This window comes from Alcaligenes sp. MMA (genome assembly GCF_020907215.1).
Taxonomy (GTDB): domain Bacteria; phylum Pseudomonadota; class Gammaproteobacteria; order Burkholderiales; family Burkholderiaceae_B; genus Alcaligenes; species Alcaligenes aquatilis.
Genome location: NZ_JAJJPP010000001.1, coordinates 1,317,756 through 1,339,464, shown reverse-complemented (window position 1 = coordinate 1,339,464; position 21,709 = coordinate 1,317,756). Strand labels below are relative to the sequence as shown.

At 55.0% G+C, this 21,709-nt stretch carries 16 protein-coding genes, 1 tRNA gene, 1 pseudogene and 2 riboswitches; of the genes and pseudogenes, 7 read left to right on the top strand and 11 right to left on the bottom strand.

What is annotated here, in order from left to right; genetic code table 11:
- Nucleotides 1-114 precede the first annotated feature (114 nt).
- A complete protein-coding gene (locus tag LNA76_RS06100) occupies nt 115-1,431 on the top strand; it encodes an MFS transporter (RefSeq protein ID WP_094196521.1) in 1,317 nt (438 codons plus the stop codon).
- A 141-nt stretch (nt 1,432-1,572) separates the two neighbouring features.
- Here the strand turns inward: LNA76_RS06100 and LNA76_RS06095 are convergent, their stop codons facing one another.
- Together LNA76_RS06095 and LNA76_RS06090 are read right to left on the bottom strand one after the other, a co-directional pair.
- Nucleotides 1,573-1,842 (bottom strand): hypothetical protein, encoded by a 270-nt coding sequence (locus tag LNA76_RS06095; protein WP_094196522.1) that lies wholly within the window; start codon nt 1,840-1,842, stop codon nt 1,573-1,575.
- Nucleotides 1,839-2,642, bottom strand: a complete 804-nt coding sequence (locus LNA76_RS06090) for a YggS family pyridoxal phosphate-dependent enzyme (RefSeq protein WP_094198331.1) — start codon at nt 2,640-2,642, stop codon at nt 1,839-1,841. Before LNA76_RS06090 ends, LNA76_RS06095 begins: the two co-directional genes overlap by 4 nt.
- A 77-nt stretch (nt 2,643-2,719) precedes the next feature.
- On the opposite strand from LNA76_RS06090, the gene LNA76_RS06085 reads away from it, so the two are divergent.
- Entirely contained in the window at nt 2,720-4,027 is a 1,308-nt protein-coding gene (locus LNA76_RS06085; RefSeq protein WP_121738803.1) for an aminotransferase class I/II-fold pyridoxal phosphate-dependent enzyme, read from the top strand.
- A gap of 101 nt (nt 4,028-4,128) precedes the next feature.
- Here LNA76_RS06085 and LNA76_RS06080 read toward each other — a convergent pair whose 3' ends face one another.
- Nucleotides 4,129-4,998 (bottom strand): DMT family transporter, encoded by an 870-nt coding sequence (locus LNA76_RS06080; protein ID WP_094196524.1) that lies wholly within the window; start codon nt 4,996-4,998, stop codon nt 4,129-4,131.
- An 85-nt stretch (nt 4,999-5,083) separates the two neighbouring features.
- On the opposite strand from LNA76_RS06080, the gene LNA76_RS06075 reads away from it, so the two are divergent.
- From LNA76_RS06075 to LNA76_RS17985, 3 genes and pseudogenes are all read left to right on the top strand, one after another.
- Nucleotides 5,084-5,593: a MarR family winged helix-turn-helix transcriptional regulator gene (locus LNA76_RS06075; protein WP_230018439.1), complete on the top strand. Its 510-nt coding sequence runs from the start codon at nt 5,084-5,086 to the stop codon at nt 5,591-5,593.
- A gap of 39 nt (nt 5,594-5,632) precedes the next feature.
- Complete coding sequence (locus LNA76_RS06070) at nt 5,633-7,300, top strand: VRR-NUC domain-containing protein (RefSeq protein WP_230018437.1); 1,668 nt, start codon at nt 5,633-5,635, stop codon at nt 7,298-7,300.
- Nucleotides 7,297-9,474: pseudogene (locus tag LNA76_RS17985) on the top strand (helicase C-terminal domain-containing protein); the annotation flags it as partial. The gene LNA76_RS06070 and the pseudogene LNA76_RS17985, both read left to right, overlap by 4 nt.
- Here LNA76_RS17985 and LNA76_RS06060 read toward each other — a convergent pair.
- The 5 genes from LNA76_RS06060 to LNA76_RS06040 form a co-directional block, all read right to left on the bottom strand.
- Nucleotides 9,419-10,780, bottom strand: coding sequence for a D-amino acid dehydrogenase (locus LNA76_RS06060; RefSeq protein ID WP_230018435.1), 1,362 nt, complete (start codon nt 10,778-10,780; stop codon nt 9,419-9,421). The pseudogene LNA76_RS17985 and the gene LNA76_RS06060 sit on opposite strands and share 56 nt — an antisense overlap.
- A 48-nt stretch (nt 10,781-10,828) precedes the next feature.
- Nucleotides 10,829-10,909, bottom strand: a riboswitch (glycine riboswitch).
- 4 nt (nt 10,910-10,913) lie between these two features.
- Nucleotides 10,914-11,001: riboswitch (glycine riboswitch) on the bottom strand.
- 224 nt (nt 11,002-11,225) lie between these two features.
- On the bottom strand, nt 11,226-12,983 hold the full coding sequence (nadB, locus tag LNA76_RS06055; protein ID WP_230018433.1) for an L-aspartate oxidase: 1,758 nt from the start codon (nt 12,981-12,983) through the stop codon (nt 11,226-11,228).
- Nucleotides 12,983-14,116 carry a quinolinate synthase NadA gene (gene nadA / locus LNA76_RS06050; protein WP_230018431.1) on the bottom strand — a complete coding sequence of 378 codons (1,134 nt, stop codon included), beginning with the start codon at nt 14,114-14,116 and terminating at the stop codon, nt 12,983-12,985. Before nadA ends, nadB begins: the two co-directional genes overlap by 1 nt.
- Nucleotides 14,117-14,326: 210 nt before the next feature.
- Nucleotides 14,327-15,373, bottom strand: coding sequence for an NADP(H)-dependent aldo-keto reductase (locus tag LNA76_RS06045; RefSeq protein ID WP_108727397.1), 1,047 nt, complete (start codon nt 15,371-15,373; stop codon nt 14,327-14,329).
- Nucleotides 15,374-15,541: 168 nt separating this feature from the next.
- A complete protein-coding gene (locus LNA76_RS06040; protein WP_094196532.1) occupies nt 15,542-15,958 on the bottom strand; it encodes a YkgJ family cysteine cluster protein in 417 nt (138 codons plus the stop codon).
- 460 nt (nt 15,959-16,418) lie between these two features.
- On the opposite strand from LNA76_RS06040, the gene LNA76_RS06035 reads away from it, so the two are divergent.
- Nucleotides 16,419-16,495: transfer RNA gene (locus LNA76_RS06035), tRNA-Val, on the top strand.
- 160 nt (nt 16,496-16,655) lie between these two features.
- On the opposite strand, the gene LNA76_RS06030 is transcribed toward LNA76_RS06035, so the two are convergent.
- On the bottom strand, nt 16,656-17,876 hold the full coding sequence (locus LNA76_RS06030; protein ID WP_230018429.1) for a tyrosine-type recombinase/integrase: 1,221 nt from the start codon (nt 17,874-17,876) through the stop codon (nt 16,656-16,658).
- 841 nt (nt 17,877-18,717) lie between these two features.
- The gene (locus tag LNA76_RS06025) at nt 18,718-19,191 is read right to left on the bottom strand and encodes a class I SAM-dependent methyltransferase (RefSeq protein ID WP_230018427.1); all 474 of its coding nucleotides are present in this window, start codon (nt 19,189-19,191) and stop codon (nt 18,718-18,720) included.
- 88 nt (nt 19,192-19,279) lie between these two features.
- On the opposite strand from LNA76_RS06025, the gene LNA76_RS06020 reads away from it, so the two are divergent.
- A complete protein-coding gene (locus tag LNA76_RS06020; protein ID WP_230018425.1) occupies nt 19,280-20,701 on the top strand; it encodes an HNH endonuclease in 1,422 nt (473 codons plus the stop codon).
- 28 nt (nt 20,702-20,729) lie between these two features.
- On the opposite strand, the gene LNA76_RS06015 is transcribed toward LNA76_RS06020, so the two are convergent.
- On the bottom strand, nt 20,730-21,668 hold the full coding sequence (locus LNA76_RS06015) for a phosphoadenosine phosphosulfate reductase domain-containing protein (RefSeq protein WP_230018423.1): 939 nt from the start codon (nt 21,666-21,668) through the stop codon (nt 20,730-20,732).
- Nucleotides 21,669-21,709 lie beyond the last annotated feature (41 nt).

The following is a 21,709-nucleotide window of genomic DNA, read 5'->3' as shown; positions in this document are numbered from 1 at the left end:
CCCAATGGGGGGAGTGCGGACGTGTTCAGGGTCCTGCTGTGTTCTGTCAGGCGCTGTTTTTAGGCAGTTTTCTGGTTCACCAGGCATACCAATAATTATCTGGAGATATACAAGGTGCATTCATCCATCCAAAGTCCCACGGCGGTGCCTGCAGGCCGGGACGGAAACGGGGATCTCTACAAAAAGATCGTCTGGCGTCTGATCCCATTCCTGTGCTTTTGTTATTTGGCAGCGTATCTGGACCGCATCAACGTCGGTTTTGCCAAGCTGCAAATGCTCGATCATTTGCAATGGAGTGAGACAGCGTACGGCCTGGGGGCCGGGCTGTTCTTTCTGGGTTACATCCTGTTCGAGGTGCCCAGCAATTTGATTTTGGAACGTGTCGGTGCCAAGCTGTGGATTGCCCGCATCATGATTACTTGGGGCATCTTGTCTGGCCTGACCATGTTTGTCACCACACCTACGCAGTTCTACATTCTGCGTTTTGTGCTGGGTGCGGCAGAAGCGGGTTTCTTGCCAGGTGTGCTGTACTACCTGACCCTGTGGTTCCCTACCTACCGACGCGGCAAGATCATTGCCTTGTTCATGATCGGTTTGCCCCTGTCCAGCGTGATTGGTGGTCCTTTGTCCGGTTGGATTATCGGTCACTTTGATCACATGAACGGCTGGCGAGGTTGGCAGTGGTTGTTTCTTTTGGAAGCGATTCCCAGCGTGCTGCTTGGTATTCTGACTTTCTGGGCCTTGCCGAACAACTATCAGTCTGCACAGTGGCTTAGCAAGGAAGAGAAGTCTCGGCTGGCTGCTGATCTGGCTGCCGACGATGCCGAAGGCAAGGGCGTCAAGCACAGCTTTAAAGATGGTTTCTTCAACCTGAAAGTGTGGATGCTGGGCGGGATTGACTTCTCCATTCTGCTAGGCACGTACTCCATCAGTTTCTGGATGCCGTCCTTTATTCGTGCCGCCGGTGTGCAAGATCCCTTCCAGATTGGTTTGATGACGGCGATTCCCTCGCTGGCCGGTGTAGCAGGCATGTTGATGATTGGTGCCAGCTCGGACCGTTGCCGTGAACGTCGCTGGCACTTGATCGTGCCGCTGACCATTGGTGCGATTGCCTTGGTTGCCAGTACTTTTGTGGCGCATCACGCCTGGTTGACTGTTCTGGCCTTTACGGTGGCCTCGGCTGTGATTATGGGTGCTGTGCCTGTGTTTTTCAGCTTGCCGGCTACCTTCTTGAAAGGCACTGCAGCAGCAACGGGTTTTGCGCTGGCATGTTCCTTGGCCAATATTGCCGGTCTGGTCAGTAACTCCTTGATTGGTTGGGTTACCGACCTGACCGGTTCGGGCAGCGCCGCTTTGTGGCTGTTTGCCGGTAGTTTGATGGTGAGCTGCTTGTTGGCGTACGCCTTGCCTGCCAAACAGGTGAACCGCTAAGTTGCTGTTTGTTCCTGCAGACTGAAACACAAAAACCATACCCGGCTCTTGGCCGGGTATGGTTTTTTATGGTTGCGGCGTCTTGAGAACGCCGCTTTGCCGAACCGCAGTGGCGGGTTTGTGGCCGAACACCAATCAGGTTCAGGCAGAAACCTTGCTGCCTTGCTGCAACCAGGCTTGCAAATCAGCGGTTTCGTATAGAACCTGTGCGCTCAGAACGCGCAAGCCGTGCGGGCCGCTATCCAAAATACGGTGCTCGCCTTTGGCTTGTTGCAGTTCCAGCTCGCTGTCAGGCAGCGTCATCAGGTGGCGGGCCACGGCAATCAGCTGTTCGGGCGGGCAGCAGGGGCTGGATTCAAAATGTCCGACTTCTTTACCGTTTTGGCGCAGGATCAGGCGTAATGGATTCATGATGTTGTTGCCGTATCGGAGACGGGCCAGTAAAAGTTGTTGGGCGTGGCGCGTGCACCAAAAATGGCTTGGCCAACGCGCACAATGGTGGAGCCTTCGGAAATGGCGACTTCATAGTCACCCGACATACCCATGGATAGTTCACGAATGTTTTCAGCGTGGGCAATGTCGTTACGCAGTTGATCACGCAAATTGCGCAGCAGGGCAAAGCAGGGCCGTACCCGCTCCGGATCGGCGTCCATCAAAGCCAAGGTCATCAGACCTTTGACTTTCAAGGCAGAAAATTGTGGCAATTCGCGCACGAAAGCGTGTACTTCTTCGGGTGGCAAACCGAACTTGCTGTCTTCGCTGGAGGTGTTTACTTGCACGAAGACGTCCAGGCTGCGGCCTTCAATTTGTAGACGGCGGTCCAGCGCTTCAGCGGTCTTGAGCTTGTCCAACGCATGAAATTCAGAGGCAAAGCGCGCAACGGACTTGGCTTTATTGCTTTGCAGGTGTCCAATAACAGCCCATTCCAAATCTGGCAGTTCTTCGCGTAGCGCTTCGTACTTGCCTTCGGCTTCCTGCACCTTGTTCTCGCCCAATAAGCGACAACCGGCCTGGTAGGCCAGGCGGATGCGGTCAATCCCGAAGGTTTTGCTGACAGTGAGTAAACGGACATCGCCAGCAGCACGCCCATAGCGTACGCAGGCAGCATCAATTCTTTGTTGTACCAGGGCAATGCGTTCCCGAAATGCCTCTACACTGGTGGAGGTGGGATAATGCTCGGTGTGAAGTAGATCAGGGGCGGATTCGGACATGGCGCACCAGTAAGGAAGAAAAAAAAGATAAACTCGACCCTGCGGGTCGCGCATAAACTATTATGTCATAGGTCAAAATGAATATCCAGGGAAGCAACGCGAAGGAACTTTTCGATGATATCCGACAGCAAGTGGCACTGGGGCGAATTGCTCCGGGCCAGATTTTGCCGCCGGTACGCGAGCTGGCTCAAACACTGGGATTGAACCGGAATACGGTAGCCCTGGCATACAAGCGCCTGGTCTCGGCCGGGGTGGCCGATGCACAAGGACGTCGTGGCACACGGATCCGTGAGGCGATCCGGGAGCTGGCACGCGAAGGGCATGGCGCCAGCTCGGCCTTGCAGGATTTGGCCAGCGGCAATCCGGCGCTGGGCTATTTGCCTGCGCCCACCCAATTGACGGCTGGGGTACGCGGTCAAACCCAGGCTCTATACGGTGCGGACCCTCTGGTGCCTGAGTTGCGTGCCGTGTGCCAGCAGGTGTTTCATAAAGACACACCGTCAGACACCGATTATCACGTCAGCTACGGTGCGGTCGATGCAATCGAGCGTTTGCTGCAAGCCTTTTTGCTGGCGGGCGATAAAGTCGGGATTGAAGATCCTGGCTATCTGAACAGCATCAACTCGGTGCATACGCTGGGCTACAAGCCAGTGGGTATTGAGGTCGATAGCGAGGGGATTGTGCCGGCCTCGCTGCAAGCCGCTTTGGAGGATGGCCTGCGCGCTTTGATCTTGACACCACGTGCGCACAACCCCACGGGATGCTCACTGAGCCGTGCTCGTGCCAAGCAGATCGAGCAAATTCTGAAGCAGTATCCCGAATTGCTGTTGATGATTGACGACCACTTCTGGATGCTGGCCAGCAGCCCTTACCGAAACGTGATTCCTGCCGATCATTTGCGCTGGGCCTTGATTCGTTCAGTGTCCAAGGGTCTGGGGCCGGATTTGCGCGTGGCTCTGGTGGCGTCGGATCTGCAAACCAGCGAACGCTTGTCGCAACGTTTGGCTTCGGGGGCGCAATGGGTCAGCCATCTTTTACAGCAAATGGTGGTTCATGGGCTGACGGATGCCGAGATCAAGGCGCAGACTCGTGTTGCGCAAGCTGCCTATGTGCAGGCTCGCGCCGACTTGATGCACGCCTTGAAAAAGCAGAGCATTCCTTTTTGGGATAGCGAGGAAGGCTTCAATCTGTGGATTCCGCTGGATCGGGAAGCCGAGCCGGTATTGGCAGGATTGGCTGCACGTGGCTGGCTGGTGCGATCCGGACAAGTCTTTGGTGTGAGCAGTCCTGCTCAAGGCTTGCGTGTCAGTTTTGCGAATCTGAATGCTAAAGACGCCCAGCGCTTTGCGACAGATTTAGCCCAAGTCCTGCAAGAACGCTATTAGTCACTATCTTGCTGCTTCTAACGGAGTAGCAAGATAGTGAACTCTCTTACGCGCCCATCCAGATCGTTAAAAGGGGCGCTATTTTTATGGGCGCACGATATTTATTTGGCCGGGCGATTGCTGATCCACTGTACTGCCAGCACACTGCCCATCACCAAAATAATGCCCAGCAGGCTGGAGCCTGTCATGGCCTGACCTAAAATCAGCCATCCCAGAATCACGGCGGTCAGCGGACTGAGCAGGCCCAGCGAGGACACGGCCACAGAGGGCAAGACGGCAATCCCGCGGAACCACAGGGTATAGGCCAGCAGCGCACCGACCAGACACAGGTAGAGGTAGCCGCCGATTTGTACGCCGCTCAAGGAGCTGTCCAGTGGTGGGTCCAGCCATAAAGCCAGAGGGGCAAGCATCAAACCGCCCAACATCAATTGCCAGGCCGTGAAAGCCAGAATCGGCATGCCACTACGCCAGCGATGCGACAAGTAGGTGCCCATGGCCATGCACAAGGCCCCGACAATGGCCGCGACCATGCCCCAGGTATCCCATTGGCTCTCTGGCGAAAGTAGCAAAATACCCATGCCGATGATGCCGATCACACAAGCGACCAAGGCCAGGGTGACAGGGCGTTTACCTTCTAGCGCCCAGGCCAGGGCAATCACCACCAAGGGTTGAGCTGCTCCTACGACGGCGGCCAAACCACCCGGCAAGCGGTAAGCCGCAACGAATAACAGCGCCTGAAATGCGCCAATATTCAAGGCCGCCAGAATCAGGGTACGCCCCCAATCACCTCGGGCAGGCATGCGTCGGCTCCACAAGAGCAGCATCACGCCAGCGGGAAAGCAGCGCAAAAAGGCCGCGATGAAAGGGCGATCGGGCGGTAGGATTTCGGTGGTCACAATGTAGGTAGAACCCCAGATGGCGGGGCCTAATGCGGTCAAGGCCGTCACCAGCCAGAGAGAAAGACGGTTCATAATAAAAGTATCTTGATGTCGAGATAAATGCCAGTGTAGGGATGATTTATCTTAATATCAAGATAAATATCGAAATCGAGAAATCATGAGCGAAGAACACGACGCGGTAGACCTGATCATCAATCAGTGGCGCGAACAACGGCCAGATTTGCAGAATCTGGACGCCATGGCCTTGCTGGGCCGCATGACGCGCTGCTTCCAACTGGTCCAAAAACAGATGAGCGACAACTTCAGACGTCACGGCCTGCAGTTGGGCGAGTTTGATGTGCTGGCCAGCCTGCGCCGCTCCGGCCCGCCGTACACCTTGGCACCCACCGCTTTGTTTTCCACCTTGATGGTCAGCTCCGGCACTATGACGCATCGTTTGCAGGGCCTGGAAAAGCAGGGCTTGATCGAACGCATTGCCGACCCGGAAGATGCCCGCCGTATTCTGGTGCGTTTGAGCCCAGCGGGTCTGGCCTGTGTGGATGCGGTTGTGGTGGACCATTTGACCAATGAAGAAAATTTGCTGGAAGGTCTGGATGCCACGCAGCGGCAAAGTCTGGATACCTTGTTGCGCGACTGGATGCGCTTGTTGGAGTCGCGCCAGGCTTGAAGGAATGCTAAAGTAGCTGGATATATACACAGCCTGCTTATGACCCCGCCCGAGCTTCCTCCTTTTTACTATCTGCATAATTTCCATCAGGTTTTGCAGTGGGTACAACACACCAGTTCCGACCTGCTGGAGCCTGAACACGTCCAGTGCGGCCATCGTTTTGTGCATGCTTCCCAGCCTGCACAAGCCCTGTTGGTGCGCTTGCTGATGCGTAAAGGCCCGGTGTTTCGTATCGACAAGTTGCGTTATGCCGAGATCGAAAACCTGGATGCGGCAGTGCAAGAGCTGGCGGCTTGCGAGCTAATAGAAACCGATCCTGAGCTGGATCTGGAAACCTTGTTTGCCGTCCATACGGTGCCCGAGCTGCGTCGCTTGTTCAGTGATCTGCCAGCCGCCGGGCGCAAATCGGACTATCTGGAATGGATTGGGCAGGCTCACGGTGAACAGGCTCGGCCTTTTACGCAGTGGTGTGCCGATCCAGTCCTGCAAGCTCCCACACTGCGCCTATCACCGCAAGTCATGCATTGGGCACAGCGTTTGCAGTTGCTGTTCTTTGGCAATCATTATCAGGACTGGTCCGAGTTTGTGCTGAGCGATCTGGGCCTGTATCGCTACGAAACCGTGGTTCTGGATCAGGCCAGCCGGGCGTTTCGCCACAATGAGGACGTGCGCTTGTATGAAACCTTGTCCGAGCTGCGAGACGCACAGGATGAGGCCGACCCCGATCTTTGGATACAGCGCTTTGCCGCCGTTCAAGCAGTTGAGACTGACAGCGACTGGCTGCAACGACGTAAGGCAAAAACCCTGTTCCAGCTAGGCCAGCAAGCCGAACGTCAACATTGGTGGGCCTTAGCCGAACAAGCGTATTTGCAGACAAGCTGGCCGGGAGCCCGTTACCGCCAATTGCGGGTATTGGAGCGTCAGGGGAATCATCAAGGTGCCTGGCCCTTGTTTTGTCAGGCGTGGAACCAGCCCGAAAATGAAAGCGAAACCCAGAAGTTGCTGCGTATGTTGCCTCGCATGCGTCGCAAACTGGCGGTAGACGCTCCGCCCAGCTCGCCTTCCAATAAACCCGCAAGCCGCACACAACGCAGTGATCTGGTTTTGTTCGATGACGGCAATCGGGTCGAATCGCAGGTGCTGGCTCATTGGGACAGCCCCTTGGCACCTGTGTTTTACGTAGAAAATGCCTTGTTCCCGGCCTTATTGGGCTTGTTGAGCTGGGATGCTATTTTTGCTCCCTTGCCCGGTGCGTTTTTCCACCCCTATCAAGCTTGTCCAGCCGATTGGGGTAACCCGGACTTTGTATCGCGCAGGCAAAACTTGTTTGAGCAGTCTTTGAGTGTGCTGGACGGCGCAGACTATAAAACCGTGATCTGGCAACGCTGGCAGGAAAAGCGTGGCATACAGTGCCCCTTGCTGATCTGGCCCGCCTTGGATGAAACCTTGATCGAGCAGGCCTTGCATTGCATCCCCGCCCAGCACTTACAACTGGTGTTCAAGCGTATCTTGCAGGATTGGCGGGATAACCGCTCCGGCCTGCCGGATTTGGTGCGCTTCATGCCTGCCCAGCAAAGCTATGAATTGATTGAGGTAAAAGGTCCCGGAGACCGCTTGCAGGACAACCAGCGGCGTTGGCTTAGTTATTTCGAGCAGCACGCCATCCCTGCGCGTGTCTGCTATGTGACTCGGCCTGAATCACTATGAAAGCCTGGACGGTCGGCGTACGCGCCTTATGTGAATTTACCGCCCGCAGCGGGGATCTGGACCTGCGCTTTACACCTGCGGCCACGGCGCAAGAAGGTATTCTGGGCCACCAGCAGTTAAAGTTGCGTCGCCCCGAGCACTATGAAGCCGAAGTGCCGCTGTCCTATGAGATGGAAGGGCTAGTGGTGCGTGGTCGAGCCGATGGGTTTGATCCCGTCAGCAATTGTCTGGAAGAGCTGAAAACCTATCGAGGTGCTTTTGATGCCATTCCCGAGCACCATAGACGCCTGCACCAGGCGCAAGCCAAAGTCTATGCGGCCATGCTTTGCCAGGCGCGCGATTTGCCGGGAGTGACTGTCAGCGTGGTGTATTACCACGTGGACAAGCACAAAGAAACCAGTGTCTCTGAATACCTGGGGCGCGCGGATCTGTGGGCCTTTTTTGAGCAGCAATGCCGCTTGTATCTTGAGTGGGGGCGGCAGGAGCAAAAGCATCGGCTGGCGCGTGATCAAGCTTGTACTGCTTTGCAATTTCCCTTTGATCAGTTTCGTGCGGGTCAGCGGCAACTGGCCGTAGCCGCGTTCCGGGCTCAGCGCGATGCACAGTGCCTGTTAGCCCAAGCGCCAACTGGTATCGGCAAAACCTTGGCAGTCGTATTTCCCGGCCTGAAAGCCATGCCGGAGGCGGGACTGGATAAGCTCTTTTATCTGACGGCTAAAAATTCGGGTCGGCAAATGGCCTTGGACGCCTTGCAGCGTTTAAACCCAGAAGGTGAGGGCGCGTGGCGGGTGCTGGAAATGGTGGCCCGCGACAAGCAGTGCCCCAATCCGGATAAAGCCTGCCATGGCCAATCCTGCCCCCTGGCTGAAGGCTTTTACGACCGGCTTCCTGCGGCCCGTCAGCAAGCTCTGGAGCAACCCATGCTAACTAGCCAGCGCTTGCAAGAAGTGGCTAGCAAACACCAGGTCTGCCCCTATTACTTGAGCCAGGAAATGCTGCGTTGGGCGGACGCCATTGTGGGCGACTACAACTATTTTTTCGACACACATGCGGTGCTGTATAGCCAGACTCTGGTTCAACAATGGCGCAGCGCTGTTCTGGTGGACGAAGCACACAACTTGGTAGAACGCGCCCGTTCCATGTATTCCGCGTCCTTCTCGCAAGTGCAGTTGCGCATGGCGCGTAAAGCCGCGCCTTCGGCCTTGAAGCGTCATTTCACGCCGTTGACTCGCTTGATGGAGGATTTGATACCCGAGGAAGGGGGCGATCAATGGGGGCTGGAAAAAATCCCGGAGGATCTGCTTGAACAGTGCGACTATCTGGCAGCCCGCTTAGGGGCCTATGTGGCTGAGAATCCCATGCCGCAAGACAGCCCCTTGCTGCAGTTTTATTTTGAGCTGCTGTACTTTGTGGACCTGGCCGGACAGTTCGGCTCGCATTCCTTATTCGATATTTTGGCGCAGCGCGATGGTGTGCTCCTGAACCTGCGCAATATTGTGCCTGCTCCGTTTCTGGCTGAACGCTATGGCGACGCGCACGGTGTGGTGCTGTTCTCCGGCACCATGAACCCCTCACAGTTTTATCGTGATGTCTTGGGTTTGCCGCCAAGTACAGCTGAGTTGAACGTGGCATCGCCGTATCGGGCCGAGCAACTACGGGTACGCCAATATGCCGGTCTGTCTACGCGCTATGCTGACCGGGCCCAGAGCCTGGGCGGGGTCTGCGACATTGTCGGGCAGGCCTACCAGGAGCAGCCGGGCAACTATCTTTTGTTCTTGAGCAGTTTTGACTATCTGGAGCAAGTTAGCCAGGCCTTGCAGGAGCGCTGGCCGGATATGCCGCTTTGGCATCAGCAGCCGGGCATGAGCGATCTGCAAAGAACGCAGTTTCTGGACCGCTTTACGCTGGACGGAACGGGAGTAGGTTTGGCAGTGCTGGGAGGGGCGTTTTCAGAAGGGGTAGATTTACCCGGTAAACGCTTGATCGGTGCTTTTATTGCCACCCTGGGTTTGCCGCAATTCAACCCGGCCAATGAGTCTGTGCGGCAAGTCATGGCCCGGCTCTTTGGGGAGCGGCGGGCCTATGACTATACCTATCTGTATCCGGGACTACGCAAGATTACACAGGCCGCGGGTCGTGTGATTCGCGATGAACAGGATCAAGGTTTTGTGTATCTGCTGGACGAGCGCTATGGGCAGCGGCGGGTGCAGCAGTTGCTGCCGGACTGGTGGCAAATTGAGCAGGTGCGGACTGACGCTCGTTCTGCGCAATGACCTCGGTAATGATCTGCGCGGTGGCCGCTGACAGCGTCCAGCCCAGGTGACCGTGGCCAGTGTTGTAGTACACGCCCGGGCGGCTGCCTGCTTTTACGCGCGGCATCATGTCCGGCATCATGGGACGCAAACCAGCCCACGGTACAACACGATCGGTCGCGGCATCGTGGAAGTTGCGGCGGGTCCAGTTGGTCAGCGGGGCGATACGGTCGGCGCGAATGTCCTTGTTGGCACCGTTGTATTCCGCCGTACCGGCCACGCGCAGACGATCTTTGCCCAGGCGGCTGGTCACAATCTTGGCTTCTTCGTCCAGCAAGCTGACCCAAGGGGCGGCATGTTGGGCTTCGGGCGTATCCAGATACACCGAAATCGAATAGCCTTTGACGGGGTAGATATTGATGTAGTCGCCCAGCATATGGGCCAAGTGACGGCTGCCTACGCCAGCGCACACCACCAAGGAATCGACAGACAGCGTATGGGTGTGGGCTTCAGCGCCTTCACCGGTACGCAGCTGGATACGGTGTGGTGGGCCACAATCAATACCCAGAACTTCTGTATCTTGCAGGAACTTCACGCCGCGTTTGGCGCAGGCATCGGCCAGACCGCGTGTGTATTTGTGAATATCACCCGTGGCGTCCGAAGGCGTAAAGAACCCGCCGTAATAGGTGCCTTGCAAGGCAGGTTCAATCTGGTGGATTTCCTCGTTGGTAACGGTTCGGCGCTCCAGACCGCCTTTTTGCAGCAGTTGGCTGACTTTCTTGCCAGACTCAAAACCGCCGGGGGTGTGGTAAATGTGCAGAATACCGCGCTGTTCCAGGTCGAAATCAATGTTTTCGTCCTTAGCCCATTGGTACAGATTCTCGCGGGCGGTAATGGCCAGCTTGACGGTGTCCACGGTGTTGCGCTCGTAACCGGAAATCGCGCCTACAAACTGCGCCATCCAGCTGTATTTGTGCCAGCTTGGCTTGGGGTTGAACAGCAGCGGGGCGTCTTTGCGCATCATCCACTTCAAGCCCTTGAGTATGGTGCTGCGGCTGTTCCAGACCTCGGCATTGCACGCGGACAACTGCCCGCCGTTGGCAAACGAGGTTTCCATGGCGGGGTAGCGCAGGCGGTCGATAACGGTAACTTGATAGCCTTTCAGGCTGAGGGCGTAGGCGGTGGTGATTCCGGAAATACCGGCGCCAATGACGGCAATATGCGACATAACAGGCTCCTGACAGGTGAATTACCACCGAGTAGTGGCAATACCCCATCTGTCCTGTGACCTGAGAGTTTATCCAACCGATGTTTCAGGCTGGGCTCCTTCGGTGGGCGTCATGCGCCGCTCTCCAGAGTGTCGGGCTGGTACGATCCTTTTGCCTGAGAGATTCCGGGGTGGTTGCTCCGTCGGCGCCTGACTGAACAGGTCTCTTTCATACCGCCTGTAGTGACGCAACTACAGTAGCCGTGCTTACAAAAGTTTGCAATCAGGGTAAACCGGGAGCTGCATGCAGCGCTTGGGGGATTTCTATGGATAGATGCAATTGTTGGCTAAGCCCGGAAAATTGTTGAGACTGCCGGTCCTTGATACCGAGTTATTACTTACTTTTTCGCTTAATGTGGGCCCGACATGTCGTTGATTCCCGACCGGTGCTTGTTTCTTTATGGACTTAGTCCAGGCGGTAATGCGCACCCAGACTGCGTGGTCGATCCAGGGCGGCCCGGGTAAGCAGCCAGGCGGTGTCCAGTTGCAGGCTGAGGGTCCGTTGATCCAGGCTGGGGGGCAGAAGGCTAATTTGTCCGTGCCAATGGTCCAGGGTGTGCAAGGCCTGGATAAGACCCTGGTGATTGCGTAGCAAGCCGACATGCTCTTGCATTAAGTTGCGCAAGGCGGGCAGAGAAGGGGGATTGTTGGTGGATGAGCTGTGGTTTTTATGGCTGCCGTTGCTATAGCTATCGTTTCCGTCATATTGGCAAGCTTTGTCGTTGTTGGCGATGATTGCGTTTTCCACTGTATCAGCTGCCGTGGCTGTCATAAGGGAAGGTCGTGGATTCGAGCTTGAACTAGAGTTCAAACTTAAACCCCAATTGGGGCCGACACTAGCCTGTGAACTGGAACTGGAACTGGAACTGGAACTGGAACTTGGATTTGAGTTTGTGTATGAACATGAACTTGAAATCGAACTTGTAGTTGCAGCATCTGTCTCCGGGACTAAAGCTGAACGCTGGGTCCTCTTGCTTCTAGCAATCGCCTCGGCCGCCGCTCGCCCCATGACGACGCACTCCAGCAAGGAGTTGCTGGCCAAGCGATTTGCTCCATGTAAACCTGTGCAGGCTACTTCCCCCACGGCATATAGACCAGGCACCGTCGTGCGGCCTGACATGTCTGTTTGAATTCCCCCGCAACTGTAGTGCGCGGCAGGCGCAACCGGCACCCAGTCCCGACGTAAGTCCAGACCCCGGCATAAACCTTCTTCCAGGGCTTTGGGGAAATGCTGCTGTAAGGTATCCGCACCAAGATGGCGTACATCCAGCCAGACATGGCTACTGCCTTCTTGCCGCATATGTGCGGCAATAGCGCGCGACACAATATCGCGTGGGGCTAGTTCCCCTCTGGCGTCGTAAGCTGGCATGAAGCGGCGGCCTTGCTTGTCCAGTAAATGACCACCCTCACCACGCAAGGCCTCAGTCAGCAGAAAGGTTGGACCCTCTGCATGCAGGCAGGTCGGATGAAACTGCACAAATTCCAGATCCCGTATGGCAGCGCCTACGCGCCAGGCTAAGGCAACCCCTTCGCCCAAGGCGCTATCGGGATTGGTGCTGTGCGCATACAGGCTGCCCAGCCCGCCTGTTGCCAGCACGACATGGTCCGCCAAAATGGTTTCGTAGCGGTGGGTGTGTTTGTCGTAGATATCCACGCCAGCCACTGCGCCTTGTTCGTTGCGGCGCAGAGTCAATGCCAGACAGTCTGTACGCTGCTGAACATGAGGGGCTTTAGCCAATTGAGGAGCCAAAGCCTGCATGATGGCGTAGCCGCTGGCATCGGCCGCATGCACGATGCGCCGCCGACTGTGCCCACCCTCACGGGTCAGATGCAATTGGCCATCTTCGGTTCTGTCCAGAGGCACCTGCCTTTCCAGTAGCCAATGCACTGCATCTGGCGCGGCTTGCAAAATCCCGCGTACTGCCTCCTTATCCGAGTGCCGAGCGCCGGCTTCCAGTGTGTCTTCAATGTGTTGTTCCAGGCTGTCCTGGGCACTGAGCACAGCCGCCAGACCGCCCAAGGCCATCGGGCTGGCCCCGCAAGGAACGGGGGCGCTGCTGAGTAAAGTGACATGCATCGAGGAAGGCAAGGACAGGGCCAGACTGGTGCCTGCCAGCCCCGCACCGATGATCAGCACCTGCGTCTGTGTTGAGCCTGACTGCATTAAGCGGCTCCTACATGTTGGAATTGCTGGCTGTGCTCGGCCAAGTCCGCACTGACGCGTAAATTGCTTTGCTGAGCAGCCGCAAAATCCATCATGCGTTGCAAGGAGCGTCGTGCGCCCTTACGTAAATCCGGGGCCACTTGAATACCAGGGCCTGGTTGACTGAGACGTTGACGCAAAGCCTCCAGACTGTTCAACGCCATCCAGGGGCAATAGGCACAGCTTTTGCAGGTGGCACTCTCGCCCGCAGTTGGTGCTGCCAGAAAGGTTTTGCCCGGCGCCTGCTGGCGCATGGCATGCAAGATTCCTTGATCGGTGGCGACGATAAAGGTGTCGGCAGAATGATTGATGGCAGCGCGCAGTAGCTGCGTTGTCGAGCCAACCACATCCGCCAACGCAACCACTGAAGCGGGTGATTCGGGATGAACCAGAACCTGGGCATCGGGGTGCTCACTCATCAAAGCCTTCAAACCATCGGCCTTGAACTCGTCATGGACTAGACAGGAACCTTGCCAGAGCAGCATGTCTGCGCCGGTTTGCTTCTGAATATAGGAGCCTAAGTGACGATCCGGTGCCCATAGAATCTTTTTTCCTTGTGCGTGTAAATGCCGCACGATGTCCAGTGCGATGGAGGACGTCACAACCCAATCGGCCTGTGCTTTGACGGCTGCGCTGGTATTGGCATACACCACCACCTCCCGGTCCGGGTGCGCGGCACAGAATTGCTTGAAGTCCTCGGGGGCGCAACCCAGATCCAGCGAACACGTCGCCTCGTCATGTACAGCCAACACACGTTTTTCAGGGCTCAAAATCTTGGCCGATTCGGCCATGAAGCCCACGCCGGCCACCAACACTGTGCTGGCCGTATGCTCCTGCCCAAAACGCGCCATCTCCAACGAGTCACCCACGCAGCCGCCGGTTTCCAAGGCCAGATCCTGAATATCGGGGTCCGTGTAATAGTGGGCGACCAGCACGGCGTCTTGCTCCTTCAACTGCTTGGCCAAGGCTTGCTTCAGCGCGGCTTTATCGCTTTGCACGCTGAGTTTGGGAGGGACGTCGTGCCAGGTGATTTGACGACTCAAAGCATCCTGAGAGTCCGGCTGGCAGACATCAATGGGATAGCGCTGTATCATGTTTGTCCTTGATGCTCATTTTGAGCATAAATGGATGAAAAAAATGGGAAATGGGAATTTCTGAACGGGAAGTCGTATGTCTCTCTTTTTATGCTTTTTTTGAGCATAAATAAAAAATCAGCATTGTGCAAGCGCAAGAACGGAACAGAGGAATAAAAAAGAGGGGTGCCCTGCTTTGGGTTTATGTGCCCAAAGCAGGGGGAGATCCTGTTAAGGCGCGGGATTCGGTGTGTGGTGATGAATCGCGTTGATCTTGGCGATCAGCTCATCGTTCAGTTGAACATCCGCACTGGCGATGTTCTCGCGCAGTTGTTCCAGTGTGGTCGCACCGATCAGATTGCTGCTGGTAAAGGCTTGCTGATTCACCCAGGCCAGGGCCAATTGAGTGGGCGTCAAACCGTATTCGCGAGCCAGCTCGTTGTAGGCCAGCGCGGCTTCACGGGCACGCGGTGCATCGTAGCGGGTAAAGCGGTTGTACAAGGTCAAACGTCCTTTTTCGGGGCGAGCGCCGTTGTCATATTTACCCGTCAACACACCCATCGCCAATGGCGAATACGCCAGCAGACCTAGACCTTCATAACGGCAGAATTCGGACAGACCTTCTTCAAACACGCGGTTCAGCAAGTTGTAGGGGTTCTGGATGGTGGCAATCAAAGGCAGGGAGCGCGAGCGAGACAACTCCAGAAAGCGTGAGACACCCCAAGGCGTTTCATTGGACACACCGATGTGACGCACCTTGCCTTGACGCACAAACTCGTCCAGTACCGAGAGGGTCTCTTCGATAGGGATGGTGTCTTCTTCTTTCCACGGGTAGCTACGCTGTCCAAACGTCACCGTACTGCGATCTGGCCAGTGCAATTGATACAGGTCCAGATAGTCTGTTTGCAGCCGACGCAGGCTGTCATGCAGGGCTTGCTCCAGATTCTTGCGATCCAGGCTGGTGCCGCCATTGCGGATATGACCAGGGCGCTTGGGGTCACGTTGGGGACCGGCAATTTTGCTGGCCAGAACAATGTCCTTGCGGCGGCCGGTTTTAGCCAGCCAGGTGCCGATATATTGCTCGGTCAAACCTTGCGTGGCCGCCATGGGGGGAACAGGGTACATCTCGGCGGTATCCACCAGATTCACACCCAGTTCCAGGGCAAGATCCAGTTGAGCGTGCGCATCGGCCTCGCTGTTCTGTTCCCCGTACGTCATGGTGCCCAAACCAATCAGGCTGACGTCCAGGTCTGTATTGCCCAGCTTGCGGTATTTCATTTACTTCGACTCCCGAAAGCGCAGGGCCGGGCGGCCCTACAAACCGTGCATGGTAGCGTATTTAGCCAGCCTGCCGGTGTGCAGATTGAACTGATTCTTTATAAAAAAACCATCGCAAGTTATTTACGATGGTTTTGTGTTGAGGTACTGCTGTAGTACTGAGCGATTTCAGGCCGCCTCATCATGCTCCGGCAAAGCAGGTGGAGCAGGCAAAGGACGACTAGGCAGCAAAGGTAGGCCGTGCTTGCTGCGCAAACGCTGGCAATCCACATTGGGGCTGCCATCCAGCTCCCAGATTTGGTAGTCACGACAGGGGGTGGGGCGATCCGGATAAATAGCGCAATGAATCCCGGGCTGGCCCAACGTTCCGCGCAAGGCGATACAACGACCTTCACCTTGCTCGGTTCCCTTCATGCAGGCGCGTAATGGACCAACCTGGGTGGTCAACTCGACCGGCACCGTACCGCCCGTTTCACCGCTTAGTTCACCGCTGTAAAAAGAGACCCGAAAATGTGAACAGCACACGCCGCAGCTTAAACAGGGGTTTTCATCAAAAATCTCGTCATTGGGAGGCGTATAAAGCACCGTCTCCAGTGTGGTTTCCTGAACGCCAGGTAAATCCAGCAGTTGAGTCGGGGTAGGCGGGAGAGAAGAGCAAGTCATGTGCGTAGGTGTCCCGTAGCGGCCGCAGATCCGTTTCAGACGAGATCGATGATCTGCAGGCGTAAAGCAATTATTTTATTTTTGCCCGAAGAACTTGGATAGAAAAATCGTGTGGTGATGGGCTAGCTTGATGCTGGCTGGAGACAGATTGTGTGTATCCATATGTTTCATTGCTCTGCCTAGCCAGGCGGGGCGTGAATTTCTGAAAATCTGCTTGTTTTTTTGTTTAATACTTATAAAACAAAGGATTGCGCGATTTCTTTGGCCTGAGGAGCTAATTTTGCAGAGAGTCCATAAAAAAAAGATCATCTTTTTTATAGAAAAACACGAAATAGTGTTGACAGCCCCATAGGGAAGATCTATTATTTCATTTCTTCACCGCAGGCGGTTAGCTCAGTTGGTTAGAGCGCTACGTTGACATCGTAGAGGTCGCTGGTTCGAATCCAGTACTGCCTACCAGAATACATACACACAGCTCCAAGCTGTGCCAAGAAAAGCCCCAAAGATCAATGCTTTGGGGCTTTTTTGTTGCCCAGCGTTCCAAGCTGCACCAAGCCAGTCCCAGATCGTTTGGGGGTATGGATGGGGGTATGGTGTAACAGGAATGGGGGTATGGAAATTACGAGGCTTTTTCAAGCTGTTCGTCCAGATAATCCGACCACCATTGCATCAGTTTTTTGCGCTCGTCCAGGTACATGGCATGGTTGTATGCGCGGCGCACTTTGTTTCTGTCGCGGTGAGCCAATTGCCGTTCAATGGCGTCAGGGCGAAAGCCACTGTGCTCATTCATGATGGTGGAAGCCAGTCCGCGGAAACCATGCCCTGTTTGCAGCTTCTCATAGCCCATGATTTTTAATGCACGGTTCATGGTGTCGCTGCTCATCACAGCACCGCGGCGATTATGGACATTGGGGAACAGGTACTGAAAGTGTCCCGAGTGCTGGCGTAGGCTTTCCAAGATCGCAAGAGCTTGGGTTGAAAGCGGCACGATATGGTCGGGCGCGCTCTGCTTTTGTGCTAGGCGTCCTTTCATGCGCTCGCCCGGTATCAGCCACAAGGCATTCCTCCAATCGATCTCGCTCCATTGCGCCCAGCGCAGCTCGTTGGTCCGCGGAAAAGTGCGCATCATCAGCTTGATGGCCAGCCGCGTCTCTGGTCTGCCGTGATAGCGCTCAACGCTGGCGAGTAGGGCGGGGAGATCCGTTTCTGCTACGTGCGGGAAATGCTCTACCGGTGGGCGCTCCTGCAAAAACTGCCGTAGCCCCTGTGTGATGTCGATTTGAATCAAGCCGGTACCACAGCCGTATCGGAAGACCATGCCAACTGCTTCGAGTACCCGAGCAGCCATCTCCAGCGCGCCGCGCTGCTCCACTTGTTGCACCAGTTCCAGTACGGCTTTTCCTGTCACGCTGGAAAGGGAGCGCTGGCCGATATGAGGATGCACGTTCGCGCTGAGCGCATTCGAGATCCGCGTAAAGTAGCCTTCGCTCCATACTGGCCGACGGGTTTCCAGCCATTCATCTGCGACCGCCTTAAACGTGATACCCATTGTCGCCGACGGGGGCGCTTCGCCAGGGTCAAGGCCTTCTGATAACCGGGCTTTGGCTTTTTCACGCTGTTCCCGAGCGGAAGCAAGGCTTATCTCCGGATAAGGGCCGAAGGTCAGGATGTTTTCCTTCCCCGTCATGGGGCGCCGGTACTTCAGTCTCCAGCGCTTTGAGCCGGAGGGGAGCAGCTCAAGGTACAAACCACCGCCGTCAAAAAGGCGGTTCTTACCGCCCGTGCTGAATTTTGCTGCTTTGCACTTGGAGTCCGTTAGCGGTGGAATCTTCTTTGCCATGTCTTTAGGTTTCCTCTTATTTATAGGAGTCGGGGTTGTTGAGCCAGGCAAGGATGTCTTCGCCTTTCCAGGCAGTGCAGGCTCTGCTCACTAACTTGGCCGCTGGCGCCTGTCCAGCAAGTACTCGTTTCCGCCAAGTCTCCCGGCTAAATGGGATGCGGTCGGCGAACTCGTCCCACCGATACAGGCCTTCGGGGTGGAGGGTGGGGGCGCTTTTGTAAGCGGGTGCCATTAAGTTGTTGGGTTGTGGCATGGTTGTGTTCTCCATAAAAAAAACCGGCGAAAGCCGACTGAGATTCGTACAGGTCGAAATGGCTTGTTGTTGTGTTTCAGCTGCAGCTTTTAAGCCAGGGAATCTGCTTTACCCTATAATCAAAACCGCCACGGGAATGCTCCGTGGGAGAGCGGCGATTAATTTCACGATCTTGGTCAGATGCGCAATGCATGGACCCATGCCTCAGACAGGAAACTGATGAGACATAGCCTTGATGGCTGGCGCCTTTTCTTAATTGATTAGGAGCCGTTATGGCTAAGACATCACTTCAAAAAGCTCGTGAACGAGCATTCAAACTTCAAAATGGTTGCTGCTTTTATTGCGGGCAGCGCATGAACCAATCCCCCATTACAAAATGCACAGCAGAGCATCTGCAGGCTCGCTGTGACGGCGGCCGGATAGCTGGGAACATCGTTGCGGCATGTCTGTACTGCAACAACGAAAGACACAGAGTCGAGCGGCCAATGGCCCCTAAAGCGTGGCGGGCGCATGTTGGTAAACAAGTGCAGAAGAGAAGCTGGCCGACCCTGACCTAGGAGGAGCGCGCCTGGTTGCGTGGGTAGGTGTTTAGGGCTGTCCTTTCATGAAGGTGATCCAGTGGGTATCAGCGCGTTTGCCGCTAGGATGGCCGAACAGGGGGTTGTGTGGAGTCAGCTCAAGGATCTGGCGCGTGGGAATCTGGATTTCGTTCCACTTAAAGATCAGCACGCCTTCAGGCTTGAGTACGCGGAAGCATTCAGCAAAGCCACGGCGCAGATCGTCTTGCCAGTCATCACTGAGGATTCCGTACTTGGCACGTAGCCAGGATTCCCGGCCAGCGTGACGCAGGTGAGGGGGATCGAAGCAGACAAGGCGAAAGCTCTCGTCAGGAAACGGCATTGCCCGGAAGTCCATATTCAGATCGGGCGTGATGTTGAAGGCCCGGCCGTCGCAAAGCGTGTGGTTCTCGCTGCGGATGTCCCCGAATAGGGTGCGTTGATCCTGTCGGTTGAACCACATCATGCGGCCACCACAGCAGGGATCTAGAACAAGCTGTGTCATGTAAATAGCTCCTATATATGGACGCAAAAAAAACTCACTAAGCGTTACACTTGGTGAGCTAAGTTCAATTATTAAAAGGGGTTTGGGCGTGACTGAGTTTAATGCTTGGGTTTTTCAGGGGAACCCTAATTTTTATGACTTAGAGAAGTACATACAGTCCTCTAGACGGATTTACTGGAATACTCCCAATCGCAATAGAGCAAAGATAGCTATTGGAGATCCTGTCATTATTTGGCGTTCAACAATTGATCGAGGGGCTATCGCGGTCGGTTATGTGAATGAGCTTCCTACAAAAGCTGCTGAGGTTTTACATCCAGAGGCTCTAGGGAGGGAGTTTTGGGTTGAACAGGAGGTTGTTAACGAAGAAGAGTGGAAAACAGGGATTCAATTAGTAGATATTCGCCTGGGATCTTCCCAGGGTATGGTTACCCAGGAGCACTTTAAGCAGCATCCTTTGTTGCAGAGATCACAAATCATAAAGAATCCTAGGGGAACTGTATTTCAGATGTCCCAGACTGAGTTTCAGGTTTTTGAAGAGCTCTGGAAAAGCTCGTCAATGCTAAGTGCGTCGAGTTTAGTGGGCGAGTCGTGTGCTAAATATAAAAACTCTATCCGAAAGCGTTCCTTTTGGTGGGTCAGCCATGGGTCATCGTTCAGTCGCGAATTAGACGGCGGGTACATTTGGTGCCCGGTGGTGCGTGATGAAGATGTGCAGAGACCTACTTGGATAAACGTAAGTAAGGTCCGTAAGGGGGATCTCGTGGTGTCTTACGCCAAGGGGTTGGTCCGAGCTGTTGGAGTGGCGATTACTGATTGTTTTGAAGCGCCTGTACCCGAAGGACATGGGTCTTGGAATGGCACGGGATGGCAGGTAGATATTGATTGGGTATTTTTGGATGATCAATTAAGACCCATGGAACACATGGCTCAACTTGGCGATCTACTTCCTGCGCGAAATTCACCATTACGCCCGTCTGGCGAAGCTAATCAATTTTATCTATGTGAGGTGTCTAAGCAATTTTTCGACGTGCTCACCGGACTGGCTGGCCAGTTGGACGTTAGGTTTGAATCAAAATTAGATGATGCCGAAATTGACGTATCGTCAGCATCAGAAACTGAGGCTAGTTATTTACGGAAGGCACGTATAGGTCAAGGGAAATTCCGTGAAGGCGTCATGTCTGTGAGAAATTTTTGCTGCGTGACTGGTACCGTGGATCCGCGCTTACTCATTGCCAGCCACATAAAGCCGTGGCGTGAGTCAGCCAAAGACGAGCGTCTAGATAAACACAATGGGTTCATGTTGGCTCCACATGTCGATAGATTGTTTGATAAAGGTCTAATTTCTTTTTCTGATGATGGAGATATCCTTGTCTCTAACAAGGGTATCGAGGATGTTCTTAAGTCTTGGGGCATTAGCCCAGATCATCGATGCCCTCCTTTTCATAGAAAAAACTTACCGTACTTGGCTCAACACAGGGCGCTGTTTGGCTTTGTGGGTCTTGATTCTTGATCATCGAGGTTTTTGGAATGTTGTTGATTCATTCGCATAGTCCATAAATAGACGAGCAACTGGAGGCGTCGGCAAAAACACGCGTGAGGTCGAACTGGCGACCGCCATGGCTGGTCATTGACCACTCGACCATGCGGTCGATACCGAAATTCTCGTAAGTGATGATGTCGCCTGGTTTGTAGGTTGGATCGTCTACGGCACTGAAGAAAGTGCTGCAACCGCGCTTACTAGCAAGACTTACCAGGCGCTCCCACTCACGCACTCGATCCACCTCTTCTGGCCAGCGCTGGGCAATCTGGCGCAGCTCATCTTTATTGCAGTTGACGCAGGGCATGCAGCCAACTCGGCCAGCGCCCTGCAAATACAGCGGATTGGGCTTGATGCCCATTAAGTGGTGGGCATCAAACACATCAGCCACTTTCCAGCGCAGGATCGGCCTGTAATTGAATAGCCCGCCTCCTACCTCATCACACTCCGGCAGGTACCGACGCGCCAGGCTTTCCTCGGCGCGTACCCCTTGCCACGACAAAACCAGACCTCCTTCATCCATCAGTGGAAGCATCACCTGCTCAATCAAAGGCTTTACCTTAAGTTCCGTGGCGCAGAACCGAGTCTTGGTGCTGGGGAAGCGGCCTTTCCAAATGCAGAGGTCCAGAAATGGGATACCTGTGGGATGTAGCACTGCCAGGGCCTGTTCAATAATCGAATCCGGGACACCTTTCTCACGCCACTTCGTATCCACATAAAGACGCTTTCTGGCGATCTGCTCAGAAAAATCAGCCTTCACCCAGCGGATCGGCACGCCAGTGGCCAGGGCCAAATAGTGCACATAGTCATAAGTTTGCTGATGCTCATGCCCGGTGTCAGCAAAGACGGCCTGCAGGTTGGGTACTTCCCGAACGATGGCCAGCAGCAGTAGGGCGGTGCTGTCCTTACCGCCTGATACTGAGACGACGTTGTGGGTCATGGGTCGATCCTAGAAAAGAAAAAACCCGCTGAGCGAATTAA

Bases quoted from the DNA above. Each gene is read 5' to 3' on its own strand.
- LNA76_RS06095 (WP_094196522.1), bottom strand. From the start codon at position 1,842: ATGAATCCATTACGCCTGATCCTGCGCCAAAACGGTAAAGAAGTCGGA.
- LNA76_RS06090 (WP_094198331.1), bottom strand. From the start codon at position 2,642: ATGTCCGAATCCGCCCCTGATCTACTTCACACCGAGCATTATCCCACC.
- LNA76_RS06085 (WP_121738803.1), top strand. From the start codon at position 2,720: ATGAATATCCAGGGAAGCAACGCGAAGGAACTTTTCGATGATATCCGA.
- LNA76_RS06080 (WP_094196524.1), bottom strand. From the start codon at position 4,998: ATGAACCGTCTTTCTCTCTGGCTGGTGACGGCCTTGACCGCATTAGGC.
- LNA76_RS06075 (WP_230018439.1), top strand. From the start codon at position 5,084: ATGAGCGAAGAACACGACGCGGTAGACCTGATCATCAATCAGTGGCGC.
- LNA76_RS06070 (WP_230018437.1), top strand. From the start codon at position 5,633: ATGACCCCGCCCGAGCTTCCTCCTTTTTACTATCTGCATAATTTCCAT.
- LNA76_RS06060 (WP_230018435.1), bottom strand. From the start codon at position 10,780: ATGTCGCATATTGCCGTCATTGGCGCCGGTATTTCCGGAATCACCACC.
- nadB (WP_230018433.1), bottom strand. From the start codon at position 12,983: ATGCAGTCAGGCTCAACACAGACGCAGGTGCTGATCATCGGTGCGGGG.
- nadA (WP_230018431.1), bottom strand. From the start codon at position 14,116: ATGATACAGCGCTATCCCATTGATGTCTGCCAGCCGGACTCTCAGGAT.
- LNA76_RS06045 (WP_108727397.1), bottom strand. From the start codon at position 15,373: ATGAAATACCGCAAGCTGGGCAATACAGACCTGGACGTCAGCCTGATT.
- LNA76_RS06030 (WP_230018429.1), bottom strand. From the start codon at position 17,876: ATGGCAAAGAAGATTCCACCGCTAACGGACTCCAAGTGCAAAGCAGCA.
- LNA76_RS06025 (WP_230018427.1), bottom strand. From the start codon at position 19,191: ATGACACAGCTTGTTCTAGATCCCTGCTGTGGTGGCCGCATGATGTGG.
- LNA76_RS06015 (WP_230018423.1), bottom strand. From the start codon at position 21,668: ATGACCCACAACGTCGTCTCAGTATCAGGCGGTAAGGACAGCACCGCC.